The 14,233-nt window shown below is 44.7% G+C and carries 17 protein-coding genes; 10 read left to right on the top strand and 7 right to left on the bottom strand.

The genetic code is table 11. From position 1 onward, the window contains the following. Positions 1-292: 292 nt before the first annotated feature. Complete coding sequence (locus B9J87_RS07185; protein WP_010318729.1) at positions 293-580, bottom strand: winged helix-turn-helix domain-containing protein; 288 nt, start codon at positions 578-580, stop codon at positions 293-295. Between the two features lie 203 nt (positions 581-783). Here B9J87_RS07185 and B9J87_RS07190 point away from each other — a divergent pair, with 203 nt between their 5' ends. Genes B9J87_RS07190 through B9J87_RS07205 form a run of 4 tightly spaced genes read left to right on the top strand, consistent with a single transcriptional unit; the run spans position 784 to position 3,149 of the window. Further along, positions 784-1,131 (top strand): ArsC family reductase, encoded by a 348-nt coding sequence (locus tag B9J87_RS07190; protein WP_088729049.1) that lies wholly within the window; start codon positions 784-786, stop codon positions 1,129-1,131. A 16-nt stretch (positions 1,132-1,147) separates the two neighbouring features. Then, entirely contained in the window at positions 1,148-2,281 is a 1,134-nt protein-coding gene (gene dapE / locus B9J87_RS07195) for a succinyl-diaminopimelate desuccinylase (protein ID WP_094147533.1), read from the top strand. Positions 2,282-2,284: 3 nt separating this feature from the next. Further along, positions 2,285-2,968: a M15 family metallopeptidase gene (locus tag B9J87_RS07200; RefSeq protein WP_094147532.1), complete on the top strand. Its 684-nt coding sequence runs from the start codon at positions 2,285-2,287 to the stop codon at positions 2,966-2,968. Between the two features lies 1 nt (position 2,969). Continuing rightward, the gene (locus B9J87_RS07205) at positions 2,970-3,149 is read left to right on the top strand and encodes a DUF2897 family protein (RefSeq protein ID WP_170906945.1); all 180 of its coding nucleotides are present in this window, start codon (positions 2,970-2,972) and stop codon (positions 3,147-3,149) included. Positions 3,150-3,192: 43 nt separating this feature from the next. On the opposite strand, the gene bamC is transcribed toward B9J87_RS07205, so the two are convergent. Beyond that, complete coding sequence (gene bamC, locus B9J87_RS07210) at positions 3,193-4,212, bottom strand: outer membrane protein assembly factor BamC (RefSeq protein WP_094149985.1); 1,020 nt, start codon at positions 4,210-4,212, stop codon at positions 3,193-3,195. Between the two features lie 51 nt (positions 4,213-4,263). Continuing rightward, on the bottom strand, positions 4,264-5,142 hold the full coding sequence (gene dapA, locus B9J87_RS07215) for a 4-hydroxy-tetrahydrodipicolinate synthase (protein ID WP_094131614.1): 879 nt from the start codon (positions 5,140-5,142) through the stop codon (positions 4,264-4,266). A 282-nt stretch (positions 5,143-5,424) separates the two neighbouring features. On the opposite strand from dapA, the gene B9J87_RS07220 reads away from it, so the two are divergent. Further along, on the top strand, positions 5,425-5,967 hold the full coding sequence (locus B9J87_RS07220; RefSeq protein ID WP_017042763.1) for a glycine cleavage system protein R: 543 nt from the start codon (positions 5,425-5,427) through the stop codon (positions 5,965-5,967). A gap of 13 nt (positions 5,968-5,980) precedes the next feature. Further along, a complete protein-coding gene (bcp, locus tag B9J87_RS07225; RefSeq protein ID WP_013856283.1) occupies positions 5,981-6,448 on the top strand; it encodes a thioredoxin-dependent thiol peroxidase in 468 nt (155 codons plus the stop codon). 81 nt (positions 6,449-6,529) lie between these two features. Here bcp and B9J87_RS07230 read toward each other — a convergent pair whose 3' ends face one another. The 3 genes from B9J87_RS07230 to B9J87_RS07240 all read right to left on the bottom strand — a co-directional run bounded on the left by B9J87_RS07230 (position 6,530) and on the right by B9J87_RS07240 (position 9,921). Continuing rightward, a complete protein-coding gene (locus B9J87_RS07230) occupies positions 6,530-8,401 on the bottom strand; it encodes a methyl-accepting chemotaxis protein (RefSeq protein ID WP_064625783.1) in 1,872 nt (623 codons plus the stop codon). Positions 8,402-8,616: 215 nt separating this feature from the next. Next, positions 8,617-9,693: an AI-2E family transporter gene (locus tag B9J87_RS07235; protein WP_017042765.1), complete on the bottom strand. Its 1,077-nt coding sequence runs from the start codon at positions 9,691-9,693 to the stop codon at positions 8,617-8,619. Then, positions 9,694-9,921: a sulfurtransferase TusA family protein gene (locus tag B9J87_RS07240; RefSeq protein WP_017042766.1), complete on the bottom strand. Its 228-nt coding sequence runs from the start codon at positions 9,919-9,921 to the stop codon at positions 9,694-9,696. It abuts the gene before it with no gap. Between the two features lie 194 nt (positions 9,922-10,115). On the opposite strand from B9J87_RS07240, the gene B9J87_RS07245 reads away from it, so the two are divergent. The 4 genes from B9J87_RS07245 to B9J87_RS07260 are packed head-to-tail and all read left to right on the top strand — an operon-like array spanning position 10,116 to position 12,950. After that, positions 10,116-11,573 carry a beta-barrel assembly-enhancing protease gene (locus B9J87_RS07245; RefSeq protein ID WP_026028354.1) on the top strand — a complete coding sequence of 486 codons (1,458 nt, stop codon included), beginning with the start codon at positions 10,116-10,118 and terminating at the stop codon, positions 11,571-11,573. 23 nt (positions 11,574-11,596) lie between these two features. Next, the gene (gene arsC, locus B9J87_RS07250) at positions 11,597-11,947 is read left to right on the top strand and encodes an arsenate reductase (glutaredoxin) (protein ID WP_064625784.1); all 351 of its coding nucleotides are present in this window, start codon (positions 11,597-11,599) and stop codon (positions 11,945-11,947) included. Beyond that, a complete protein-coding gene (gene wrbA, locus B9J87_RS07255; protein WP_017042769.1) occupies positions 11,944-12,516 on the top strand; it encodes an NAD(P)H:quinone oxidoreductase in 573 nt (190 codons plus the stop codon). Before arsC ends, wrbA begins: the two co-directional genes overlap by 4 nt. 8 nt (positions 12,517-12,524) lie before the next feature. After that, positions 12,525-12,950 (top strand): DUF2069 domain-containing protein, encoded by a 426-nt coding sequence (locus B9J87_RS07260; protein ID WP_026027302.1) that lies wholly within the window; start codon positions 12,525-12,527, stop codon positions 12,948-12,950. Positions 12,951-13,051: 101 nt separating this feature from the next. Here the strand turns inward: B9J87_RS07260 and B9J87_RS07265 are convergent, their stop codons facing one another. Then, a complete protein-coding gene (locus tag B9J87_RS07265) occupies positions 13,052-14,197 on the bottom strand; it encodes a DUF2066 domain-containing protein (RefSeq protein WP_170935149.1) in 1,146 nt (381 codons plus the stop codon). Between the last annotated feature and the right edge of the window lie 36 nt (positions 14,198-14,233).

Consider the following 14,233-nt stretch of genomic DNA (forward strand, 5'->3'; position numbering starts at 1 on the left):
CAATAAATTGGAACATATAAGGTAAACCGAAGAACCTAGGGATAAGCCTTTAACCACTGAAAAGTGTAAAAATAAAATGGTAACCATTTTAAGTAATAAAAACCCAAGATGTGGATATATTAAAAAATGAATTACCATTCCATTCATTACGAAACATTTCAATGGAAAATATAGAAACTATATATGGTCTAGTTTTTTAGAGAAAAGTAACCGTAGTAGAATTTACTCTTTTTATCGTATTTATTTGAGAGATATAAATATAGGAAAATAAAAAAAGCCAGCAAATGCTGGCTTATGCACTAAATCCAAGGCTAGTCGCAATATCACAGCGACGATCTAATACCCATTGACTATCAAATGGCCCCCAATCAGAGAGTTGATAGTAACCATCATTGTGACGCCTTCCATCTTGAACAAACATCAGTTCAATCCCTATTCCTGGCAGTGCTTTCAGGACATCCTGAATCGTACGGCGAGGCCACCCCGTTTTTTCGATGAGTTTGGGCACGTTTGGTCTTTCAAGGCTTTCTACTAACAAAGCTAAATACAGTCGCCTTGCAAAAACAGGACTCAGTTCCATTGACACCTCCTATTACTGTGCCGCTTCATTATTTCTGTTTTCACATTTAGAGTGTTGCGTTCGATCAATAACTTTCCAATCGTAAGCAACTGAAACACATTTTTTTTAAACAACGAAATAAAAGCATCTCTATTTTGTAAGCCACAGCGCTTCCTGATAGGATTTGACCATTAAAAAAATAATACGCCTCAACAAGGATTTTTATGACGATCACCATGTATGGCATCCCAAACTGCGACACCATTAAAAAAGCACGGAAATGGTTGGAAGCTGCGGGGGTGGATTACCAATTTCATGACTACCGTAAACAAGGTATTAATGCCGAGCTCGTGGCTCAGTTTTGCCAAGCACTTGGTTGGGAAAATGTACTCAATAAACGCGGTACAACCTTTCGTCAGCTCACGCCGTCACAAAAAGAGTCGTTAGATGCTCACAGTGTTGTGACTTTGTTGGTTGAACAACCAGCTATGATCAAACGACCTATCTTATTGGTCGATACCCATTACCATCTCGGTTTTAATGCTCAGCAATACGCTGCTATTTTCTCTTAATACAAGGATTTCAAGGATGACAGACAGCCCTGTACTGGCGCTCGCAAAAGATCTCATTAGTCGCCAATCAGTAACTCCTGAGGATGCAGGTTGCCAAGACCTGATGATTAAACGCTTACAAGCGCTAGGGTTTGAAGTGGAAACAATGGTCTTTGAAGATACCACTAATTTTTGGGCTCGCCGCGGCACTCAATCGCCTCTTTTTGCCTTTGCTGGCCATACGGATGTGGTTCCCGCGGGTCCTTTAGCGCAGTGGCATACAGCGCCGTTTGAGCCGACTGTAATTGATGGTTATTTACATGGGCGCGGGGCGGCAGATATGAAAGGCTCGCTTGCTTGCATGGTTGTCGCTGTCGAGCGCTTTATTGAACATCATCCTAACCATCAAGGTTCGATTGCCTTTTTGATCACTTCAGATGAAGAAGGGCCATTCATCAATGGCACCACTCGCGTAGTCGATACGTTAATGGCGCGTAATGAGCCAATTGATATGTGTATCGTCGGTGAGCCATCGAGTACATTAAATGTGGGCGATGTGATAAAAAATGGCCGTCGTGGCTCAATTACAGGCGATCTACAAATAAAAGGGATTCAAGGACACGTTGCTTATCCTCACCTTGCCAATAACCCGATTCACCAAGCCTTGCCAGCGTTAGCCGAACTTGCGGCAATAAAATGGGATGAAGGGAACGCTTATTTCCCACCGACCAGCTTCCAAATTCCAAACTTGCAAGCTGGCACGGGAGCATCAAACGTCATCCCCGGTGAGTTTGACGTGCAGTTTAACTTCCGTTTCAGTACAGAGTTAACCGATGAAGAGATCAAGCGCCGCGTGCATTCTATCTTAGATGCCCATGGATTGGATTATGAATTACGCTGGACATTAAGCGGCCAACCTTTCTTGACCGATACGGGCTCATTACTGACTGCCGTCGTTAAAGCCGTCGATGAGGTGAACCACAAATCCCCAGAGCTATTGACGACAGGGGGCACATCTGATGGACGCTTTATTGCCCAGATGGGCGCACAAGTGGTCGAACTTGGTCCTGTTAACGCGACAATTCATAAAGTTAACGAGTGCGTTAAGATTGCCGATTTAGAGAAACTGACGGATATGTACCAAAAAACCCTAGAGAATTTATTGGTGTAACCCATGACTCCAGAGCAGTTGACCGGACAAACCGACTCCCATTTAACATCAGTGCTGATTGGGCAGAAATCTTTCTTGGTTCACCCCGGGGTGATCCAAGATTTGCTCGCTCTAAAGCAAGCGGCTGACGATGCTGGGTTTAATTTCCATATCGCCAGTGGGTTTCGTGATTTTGAACGCCAATTGAACATCTGGAATCGGAAAATGTCAGGGCAAGCCGCATTACTGGATAATAACAGCCAACCGCTAAACCCTGCTCAGTTAAGCGAAGAACAAAAGATATTCACGATTTTGCGCTGGTCAGCGCTGCCCGGTAGCAGCCGCCACCATTGGGGGTGTGACTTTGATGTTTTTGATCGCAAAGCATTACCGACAGGTGTCATGCTCAAGCTTGAACCGTGGGAATATCTCTCAGGCCACCAAGCTCCTTTTTATCAATGGATGAAAAAGCATTTACCTAAGTTTGGTTTTTTCTTCCCCTACCAAGGAAAGAAAGGCGGTGTTGCGTTTGAACCTTGGCATATTAGCCACAAAACAGCGGCTAAAGACTGCCTTGACCTGTTGACGCCAAGCGTATTGGCGACACAGCTTGAAAACATGCCGCTCCTAGGTGTGTCGACGGTACAAGAGAACTTAGATCGGATCTACACTCAGTACATTGTTAACATCAGCCAACCGGAGTCCTGATATGGAATTCATTACCAACCCTTGGGTTATCACTATTGTAATCTTAGCGGTGTTTATCGGTAATATTGCCGCGCTGAAATACACGGCTAACATGAAATTTGGCTTGAAAGGGAAGAAGAGTGATCTGGATAAACTCAACGAACTTGATAAGCACGAAGACTCAGATTCAGAGCAAAAATAAAGGGACTTTCGTCCCTTTGTTTTTCATGGATTCGTCATCACAATTACTGACGCTCGGCAATCGCCGACAGTACAGGCACCATATCTTTCAATAGCTCCTCTTCCACCGGCTTGCCGGCTGAATTGGTCACATTGATCGAGGTACGGTTACCTAAATCACCTAATAAGAAGGTGTAAGTTCCACTTTTCAGCGAGATCGGTTTCACGCCAATGTCTTGCCAAAAGGCGTCATCTGGCGCGGAGTATTTCGCTTTTATTGTACCTTGAGATTGGTTGCGCTCTTCGAGCGTAAAACCGAACTGCGGCATAAGATTAGGCAAACGTTGCCACAGAACATCGTAAGAGGTACGAGCAATAATTACAGGGAAACCACTACGGTCACTGCCCATAGTAATGGGGATCTGTTTAACCAACTGTTGAGCTTTACGTGCTGCTTCTTGACGTAGATCGGTATCGTAACGAGCCGTGACCAAATTGGTCATGAACGCATTATAACGCTCTTTATTTGTGGCACTCACTGGCATCTCTTTGCCACCTTCACGCCAACCAGTCAATGAAATCTTAAAGCCAAAACGATTATTCGCCATCACCCGTGAGATTTGGTAGCGGCTACCAATCTCAACTTCTTCATCTTCGGAAACCCAAGTCACCCAATCAGTATCAATCTGGTTTTCACTTTGTGCAGCGATACCAATATTTCGCTCTTTAAGCATGGCTAACGCAGTTTGCCACACCTTGTCGGCTTCCTCTTGCTTGATCATCCATAATGTCACTTCACCATTTTGGCGCTCGGCACGCGCGCCAGGGATCAATTCTAATACTTGTTGAGGAGGACGAATATCCACAGTACGGCCAATGCCACCTTGGAAGTCACCTTCAGGGATCTGGTAATTAGGGTAAAACTGCGGAGTGGCTCCTTCAGGAAGTTGCCACTCTTTTAGAGCCGGGGTTTCTAAATAAGCAAAATCATCTTTTGCTTGGCGACGCTGAGAAGCGTTACCAGCACATGCGCTTAAAACAAAAACAGCTAGTGAACTGATAACTAGCTGATGAGTAAATTTCATTCAAACTCCTAGACTGCCGAGGAAAAAGCCTCGGCACAATATTGAATCGATTTAGAAGATACAAGCTTCGGTCATGGCTTGGGCAACCGTTGAACGTACAGGTTCAGACAGTTCAGTCAAAGGTAGACGTAGATCACCATTTGTAATCAATCCCATTTTGTGAGCAGCCCATTTCACTGGGATCGGGCTCGACTCAACAAACAGACCTTTATGCAAAGGCATTAAACGTTGATTAATAAGCTCAGCCTCGTCGAATCGGCCTTCTAATGCTAAGTGCATCATCTGCGCCATATCTTTAGCGGCAATATTATTCGTCACCGAAATAACACCTTGTCCACCTAATTTAACGAACTCCAAACCCGTCGCGTCATCGCCACTTAATAAAATAAAGTCTTTTCCACAAAGCTCACGATGCAGAGCCACTCGGCCCAAATCACCTGTTGCATCTTTCAAAGCGACAATCGTTTTAATTTCAGCAAGGCGAGCGACCGTTTCAGGACGCAAATCCACCGCTGTACGGCCTGGTACATTATAGAGAATCTGAGGGATATCAGTCTCTTGAGAAATTGCTTTGTAGTGTTGAAATAAACCTTCTTGGGTTGGTTTATTGTAATAAGGAGTCACACTTAAACAGCCAGCAATACCTGTGTTATTTAATAAACGACTAAACGTTACCGCTTCATGAGTAGCATTCGCACCCGTTCCCGCAATCACAGGAATACGTCCTTCGGCAAACTCGACGGTTTTTGCGACAACTTTGACATGCTCTTCAACGGTAAGCGTGGCAGATTCACCCGTTGTTCCGACGGCAACAATGGCGTCAGTTCCGGCTGTCACGTGAAAGTCCACCAGCTTCTTCAAACTAACAAAATCAACCTCACCATCATGATTAAACGGTGTAATGAGCGCTACGATACTTCCTGAAAACATGTCCATCTCCCTAATTTGTTACTTTCTGCATGGTACTGTAAGGCGATTGAAAAACACAAGGGATTAAATTCGCTTAATCAGCCCATTTGGATGAATATTTATCAGATGTTAGAGGTTTAACAAACAACATCAATTAAGGGCAAACTTTATAGCGGATCTGAATATGCCGATGTCAACAACACGTTATTTTCAAGACGGAGTTCTTAAAAAGCTATTCCACCACCGTTCCTCTATAATTTAACTGTGATAACATGCCCAAAACGATAAAAGTGAAGCGATATTATGACTCAGCATCTAGTGATCACTGCTGTAGGGACAGACCGCCCTGGTATCTGTAATGAAGTGGTACGTTTAGTTACGCAATCAGGCTGCAATATCATCGATAGCCGAATTGCTTTGTTTGGCAAAGAGTTCACGCTCATCATGCTGGTCTCTGGCAATACAAACCACATCACCCGAGTAGAGACAACCTTACCTTTATTAGGCCAACAACATGATCTCATCACCATCATGAAACGTACATCACCTCATGATTATCAAGATAATGCCTATACGGTTGAAGTGTTTGTTGAGTCTGAAGACAAAATTGGCCTAACAGAGAAATTCACTCAATTTTTTGCCAATCGTAATATTGGTATGGCTTCACTGAGTGCGCAGACGATTCATAAATCGAAGTTACGTCTTGATCACGACCAATTTCATATTGCCATTACCGCCAGTGTCGATTCAGGGTGTAACTTAATGCAACTACAAGAAGAATTTGACAGTTTATGCAAGACACTGGATGTACAAGGTTCGCTCAACTTTATAAAAAACAGTCAATAAAAAAGGAAGAATAATGAAAACGCTTACTGCAGGCACGCCAGCACCTGCTTTTTCACTTTTAGATCAAGATGGAAATACCGTTTCCCTTGCTGATTTCTCAGGGAAAAAGGTGTTGTTCTACTTTTATCCTAAAGCCATGACACCAGGTTGTACTGTTCAGGCTCAAGGCCTTCGAGATGTAAAAGCAGAACTCGACGCTCACAACGTGGTGGTACTCGGAGTCAGCACTGATCCCGTGAAGCGTTTAGGAAAGTTCATTGAACGTGATCACTTAAACTTTACTTTATTATCCGATGAAGACCACGTGGTTGCTGAGCAGTTCGGCGTATGGGGTGAGAAGAAGTTCATGGGCAAAGTTTATGATGGCCTACACCGGATTAGCTTTTTAATTAACGAGCAAGGTATCATTGAACAGGTTTTTGATAAATTCAAAACCAAAGATCACCATGAAGTGGTACTTGATTATCTAAACGCCCAATAATCAAAACTCGACTGAAATAAAAAATGCCAGTTCTTAATACTGGCATTTTTGTAACACGGCTAATCAAAAGTTGATGTGTAATTACACAATGAACTTATTGAGCAGAGCATCTTGCTCACGAACGTTTTCCGTTTGAACCTGCATTGCGATATTGGCTTCTTCAGCAGATTGTGCCACTTGCGTCGACAAATCTTTAATCTTCACTGTATTGGTGTTGATCTCTTCAGCCACAAGGCTTTGCTCTTCTGCCGCAGATGCAATTTGGATATTCATGTCCGAAATCACTTGTATCGCATCACGAATACGGTTCAATGCCGAATTTGCCGTTTTCGCTTTATTCACCGCATCAACAGCCGTCGTTTTACTTTCATTCATAGCTGAAGAGACGGAACTCGCTCCTGCTTGTAATTGCTCAATCATACTGCGAATTTCGGTGGTCGATTGCTGAGTGCGCTGAGCTAGTGTACGCACTTCATCAGCAACAACGGCAAAACCACGGCCAGATTCACCCGCTCGAGCCGCTTCAATCGCCGCGTTTAAGGCAAGCAAGTTAGTTTGATCAGCAATGTCATTAATCACTTTCAAAATAGTTTCAATATTTGCCGTCGCGGACTCTAGGCCTTTCACCTCTTCCACCGCTTGGTCAATGCGGGCCGATAAATTGTCGATCGACAATGTCGTTTCACTGACCACACTGGAACCATCTTGCGTTGCTTCATCGGCTTCTTTCGCCGCTGCTGCTGCACCTTGCGCATTATTGGCAACTTCTGTCGATGTCACTGCCATTTCGTGCATTGCAGTGGCTAGTTGCTCTAACTCTTGTAACTGGGTGCGCATCGCTTCTGCTGACTCATGAGCACCTTGCACCGTGAGCTCTGTGCCACGCATGATCTCTTCACCAATCGCTTTTGATTGCGTGATCTGCTTTTGCAGCGTCTCAGTAAAGGTATTAAACCCTGATGCGAGTTGAGCAAACTCTTGGTCCGTATTGGTATCCAAGCGTTTGGTTAAATCCCCCTGCCCTGAGGCGACATCTTGAATCGCTTCATTGAGCACACCTAATGGACGCATTAACACTTTAATCAGTAGCGTCAAGCCAATCACACTCAACACAAGCCCAATTAACGTATAGATAATAGAGCTATTGCGTAATACGCCAATCGCATTGAAGGCGATGGATTCATCAACAATCGCACCGATGTACCAGTTCTCACTTGGAATATGAGTGAAGCTGACGAGATAACGGGTACCATCAATTTCAATCTGTTGGTCCCCCTCTTTCAGAGTCACTTGCGGTAAATAAGTCGATAACTTCTCACCATTATTTTTGGTATCAGGGTGAGCAATCGTCGCTCCGTCACCTGAAACGATAAAGAGGTAACCCGCATCGAATAAATTAATAGAGTTCACCAATTCAGCTAAACCCGTCAATTCCATATCGTAGAACATGGCACCAGAGAATCGACCTTGATCGTAAATAGGCGTACCAATAGAAATGATCACATTTTTGGTAGAAATATCGACATACGGCGCTGTAACGATAAGTTTTTTCGATGCTTTAGCATCCACAAACCAAGGGCGCTTGCGAGGATCGTAATCGGCGCTTGGCTCCCAACCGTCATCATTCTCCACCACTTTGCCATCGGATTCATACCCTAACCCTATGGCTAAAAAGCTTTTTTTCAACTTCGGTTTTTCAAGAATGTTTTTAACGTAATCCCGGTTGAGCGGATCAAGCTCAATCACTTCAGTCGTCGATTGAGCCAAGGTTTTTTTACTTTCCATTTCAGAAACAATGGTGTTTTTGACCCCAGCTTCCATTTCACTCAGACTTTTTGTAACTAGGGATTCTATTTCCGAGCGCACAATGCTCAGTTGCTGAATGGAAATAAGCGAGACGGTAACAAGCAGAAGTGCAGAAGAAGCTGCAACTATTTTTTGGCTAAACTTCATAAGTATCCCTCATTGATGCCAAATTAATTATCATTGTTGTGGTTATAGTTAGTTATCGCCAAGTTACAAAAAATCTATAGCTTTTTTACACATCCACTTAGTTCAGTCTAATCAATATTTACTATTTGGCAAAAAAAAAAGCCTAAAACGATTACGGTTTAGGCTTCCTTAGAGATTCTGTTTACTCTCTATTTTTTATTTATAATTCAGTGATTTTAGGGTGATTCAGCCTCAACAACAGGTTCATCAGTGCTGGGCAAAGCATGCCATACTGCTTTTACTAGAGTGGCAAGAGGAATTGCAAAAAATACGCCCCAAAACCCCCATAGCCCACCAAAGACTAACACCGCGACAATGATAGCAACGGGATGTAGATTAACGGCTTCAGAAAATAGAACGGGAACCAATACGTTGCCATCCAAAGCTTGGATGATGCCATAAGCAATTAATAATGTGTAAAACGGCGGAGTCATGCCCCATTGGAAGAGACCGACGATGGCAACTGGCACCGTCACAGCGGCCGCGCCAATATAAGGAATCAAAACCGATAGGCCCACAGCCACAGCAAGTAACACCGAATAACGTAAATCAAGAATGGCGAAAGTGACGTAACTGATACTACCAACAATCAGTATTTCTAACACTTTTCCACGGATGTAGTTTGAGATTTGTTGGTTCATCTCTTGCCATACTTTAGCCGCGAGTTTACGGTTGCGTGGCAATAACCCACTGGTCATTCGCAGCATTTCATTCTTATCTTTCAATAAAAAGAAGACCAGCAACGGCACTAGAATGAGATAGACACCCAAGGTGGCCAAACTCACAAGAGAAGCAAGTGACCCTTTAACGACACTTTCCCCCATACCTAAAGCCTGGTTCTTCGCATTGCTTATCACCGACTCAACAATCTGTAAGTTATCGAGTTCAGGGTAACGTTCAGGAATACTCAAAATAAAGCTTTGCAACCCTGCATACATGTTAGGAATGTCATTGATTAAATTACCAACCTGTTTCCAAATGGTTGGTACTAAACCAAAGATAGCCAGCAGCATCAAACCGACAAATAGCAAAATCACCAAAATTACGGAAACGGACCTAGGAAGCCCAAAACGGCGCAATTGCATTACTGGCCACTCAAGTAAATACGCCAGCACAATGGCTACAAGCAGCGGCGCAATCAAATGGCCGAAGAAATATATCGTTACAAAACCAAAAAACAGAATAGCAACCAGACTAACGGCATGAGGATCAGAAAAGCGTCTTTGATACCAACGAGTTACCATTTCAAACATTTAATCGAGTTCCTTAATTACTTTTAGCCAAAAATAGCCGGGTGACGTGTTCCACTGGCAACGAAAGCCATGAGCAGACAAATATTTTTCTATATCCTGTCCTGAGCTGACGTCGTTAAGCCAAATGTCTAATACCTCACCCAAAACCAATTGAACAGTGTGACGCTTCGCAAGTAATAAAGCCATCGGACAACGCTGCTGGCGTAAATCCAGAATATTTGGTTCCATTCTTCTGCTCAATGCTTAATATAGGCCTGCCATTGTATCGAGTTTTGACTGGCATGCCAGTGTTTATCGATACTCAAACACCGGCTGGCTTACTCTTATCTCTCTACAATTTTTGGCCGCTATTTTGAGTTGGAAACCAATTCACACATTCAATGTCATACAGACAAGAAGATCACGGAATATCACTGACAAATATGAAGTTTAAACGCGCTCGATCCTTACTTTGCCTCTGTATTACTGTGGCGATAAACGCCCCTTCCTTGAGCTATGCCGACACCATAGAGCTACCGGACATTGGGACAGTAGCAGGTTCGACCTTGACGATTGATCAAGAGCTTATTTATGGTGATGCTTATATGCGCATGCTGCGTAACAGCCAGCCTATCGTCAATGATCCGGTGATCAACGAGTACATCGATAGCCTAGGGCATAAATTGGTTGCCAATGCCAACGATGTAAAAACGCCGTTCACCTTTTTTATGATCCGCGATCGCAATATCAATGCGTTTGCCTTCTTTGGCGGTTATGTTGCGTTGCACTCTGGGTTGTTTTTGCATGCACAAACAGAAAGCGAACTCGCTTCGGTTCTTTCGCACGAAATTGCCCACGTCACGCAGCGCCATTTAGCACGCAGTATGGAAGACCAAGCCAGACGCTCACCAGCAACAATCGCCGCATTGGCAGGCTCTTTGTTACTGGCCATTGCGGCACCTGAAGTGGGCATTGCCGCCATTACCGCCACCACCGCAGGCAGTATGCAAAGCCAAATAAACTATACGCGCAGTAATGAAAAAGAGGCTGACCGATTTGGTATTGCAACGCTAGCCAAGGCGGGGTTTGATGCCCAAGCCATGCCAAGGTTTTTTGGCCGCCTCGCTGATGAATATCGTTACGCTAGTAAACCGCCACCGATGTTACTAACCCACCCGCTGCCAGAAGATCGTATTACCGACAGCCGTGAGCGCGCCCAACACTACCCGCCTATGCGCCTTCAACCTTCATTGGATTACCATTTAGCACGCTCGCGAATTGTTGCTCGCTATGCTGGGATTGATAATGAAGCCGCTCTTGATTGGTTTAAGCGTGCGGAGAAAAAAGAGAGTGCGACTCTCGCGCCAGCCTTCCAATATGGCAAAGCCTTGGTTTATCTCGATAGCAAGCAATTTGATAAATCAGAGGCGATTTTATCAAAGCTGGTTGCACAAGACCCAACAAACAATTTCTATCTTGATGCGATGGCCGATCTCGATATCGCTCTAAATCAAGCGGCCAAAGCCCAAACCTTGCTAGAGAAGGCGCTCAAACAGAAACCGAACAATCCAACCTTAACAATTAACTACGCCAACAGCTTGTTAAAACAAGATAAATTGTCTGATGCCATTCGGGTATTGCAGCGCTACACCCATGACAACCCTAATGATACCAACGGTTGGCATTTGCTATCAGAAGCGAATATCGGCATTGGCAATAGCCAAGAAGATCTCGCCGCGCGAGCGGAGCTTCTAGCGCTCAAAGCTAATTGGAATAAAGCGATTCAATATTACACTCAAGCAAGTCAACTCGCCGAACTTGGCAGCTTAGAACAAGCTCGCTACGATGCACGCATTGACCAATTGATGGTGCAACGAGACCGATTCTTATCACTCCAATAATCACAATACAACGAGGAGAAGTTATGTCAGTCGTGATTTATCACAACCCTAAATGCTCAAAAAGTCGTGAAACTCTGGCACTGCTAGAAGACCGCCAGTTAAAGCCACAGATCATCAAATATTTAGACCAAGCGCCAACCATCGAACAGTTGAAAACCTTGTACGCTCAACTCGGGCTACAACAGGTTCGTGATATGATGCGCACCAAAGAAGATCTCTATAAAGAACTTGGCCTAAGTGATAATGCACTTACTGATGATCAACTATTTTCAGCCATGGCCGCGCACCCTAAGTTGATTGAGCGTCCCATTGTTGTCGCCAATGGTAAAGCGCGCCACGGCCGTCCACCAGAGCAGGTACTTGAGATTTTATGAGTATTAAAGTCGTCGTACTTTATTACAGCAGGCACGGTTCAACGCAAGCACTGGCACGGCAAATCGCACGCGGAATTGAAGCACAAGGCGCGACAGCGCTCTTGCGCACCGTTCCGGCGCTAGACAATCATGCAGAGCAAACGACCGATCCCTACCTGACTCTGGATGAGTTAAAGCAATGTGATGGTTTGGCTTTTGGCAGCCCAGTCTGGTTTGGCAATATGGCCGCGCCACTGAAGCACTTTTGGGACCAAACGACCCCTTTATGGATTAGCGGCGCATTAATTGATAAACCCGCTTGCGTGTTTACTTCTTCATCCTCTTTGCATGGCGGCCAAGAGAGTACGCAACAGAGTATGATGCTGCCACTGATGCATCATGGCATGTTAATCGTTGGCATCCCTTATTCAGAGCCTGCACTGCATACCACAACCTCTGGAGGCACGCCATATGGTGCAAGCCATGTCGCAACACACTCGCCACAACTCACTACGCACGAAAGTGAACTGGCTAAAAATTTAGGAAAACGGCTGGCAATGCTAGCCAGCCGATTAAAGGACAGATTATGACGGCAGAAATGATGCCAAGCACCAAGCAGTACCGATGGCTAGCTTTACTGAGTAACTTATCCCTAATTATATGGGTGGTTTTATGGCAATTCTCGCTCTCTCCTCACCCTCATCTTAATCATGTTGCATTGGCCATTGCATGGGTTATCCCACTGCTTTTACCATTACCGGGAATTTTGGCCGGAAAACCCTACACTCACGCCTGGGCCAACTTTGTTTTAATGCTCTACTTTCTACACGCATTGACGCTGATTTATGTTGATGGAGGGGAGCGCTGGTTAGCGGTAGTGGAACTGCTACTGACATTTGCCGCTTTTGTCGGTAATACCTTGTATGCTCGCCATCGAGGTAAAGAGCTCGGACTGAAACTCAAGCGTCTATCTGAAGTCGAAAAGCAAGAGAAAGCCAATTTTACCCACGATAATCAACCATAGAGTCAATCCATGACAGGATTGCCTATTCTTCTCATGCAAAAAGAGCCCTGATGGGCTCTTTTTGATTATCTCAGCATTTGTTCAAGGGGTGGCTGAGTACTTTACGCTTGCCACTCAAAAGAGAGCACTCGCTTCACAGGTTCAGTGATGGCCTGAGATAATGACGGTTCAGTTGTGACTTGCAAAGAGCCTGACTCCACAGCAGAATCATCAACCTCTGCTGCTGGGGTAAGCTGTATTGGCACACTCTCTGGCTGTGGGTCGTCAATTTTAGCGACTTTGCCCATGCGTAGCACTTCTTGCTCAAACTCGGACTCTGAAGCCAACAAATGCACTTCGAAAGTGATTTCCTCACCTTGAATCTTGAGAATGTCCAAAGAAGCAACAGAGCTTAAGCGCTTCAACTTATTCTCCAAGGTAAAGAAATCCATTGCATCATCAATCGGGCTAAAACGAGCAAGCAGCGAAGAAGAGGATTCACTGGCCACGATAACCGAGCTCTTTCTTGCATAGTAATCACTCAATTGATCGACCATTTGTTCAATGGCATCGTCACCAGACGCTTGACCAGACAGTGGCGCTTTCGTGGCTTGTGTCATTTGAGCGGCGGGTTGATCATACAAACTCCAACGCACACCATTACTTTGCACTCTGACCACCAACACAGCATCGGTTGGATAACGTTGGCTAGCCATACTGATAGGCTGCACGAAACCGCCCCACAAATCCGATACTTCCACACCGGTAATATCATCAAAATCACCCACAGGCACTGTGATAGGCAAACCGCGAGTTTGAGTCGCGCCTTTAAGCTGTTTTAACGTACTCGTGTCAGAATGCTCCCAAGCGATACTGCGGTCATAACCTGACTCTTCAATCAACCAGACTAAAACATTAGCTCGGTTTTCAGGCCAAAATGGTAATTGAGCTTGAGTTAATAATGTGCGGATATGCGGTGCGCTAAACCCCATGACAATCGAAGATTGCGCCCCATTTTGACCATAACTGATTTGCGCTAAATATTGCGAATTCTGCCTTAAAGCTTTTTGAATCACCTCATTGTTCACCGCATTCCTATCACCCGAAGCTCGAACAATCACTTCGCTCATCCCTTTGATACGAGCATTCGCGTCGGCATTGTCTTGCTGTTGATCAATCACGACTTCGGTATGGTATAAGTCGACCTTGGTTAAGGCATAAGCAGGGAGAGTGAGTAAGCTCATCACCAACATAGCTAAATAGCGCATACTGTTCCTATGATCTGTTTTGTGAACGTCGATGAT

This window comes from Vibrio sp. V19_P1S1T109, assembly GCF_002241375.1.
GTDB classification, from domain to species: domain Bacteria; phylum Pseudomonadota; class Gammaproteobacteria; order Enterobacterales; family Vibrionaceae; genus Vibrio; species Vibrio anguillarum.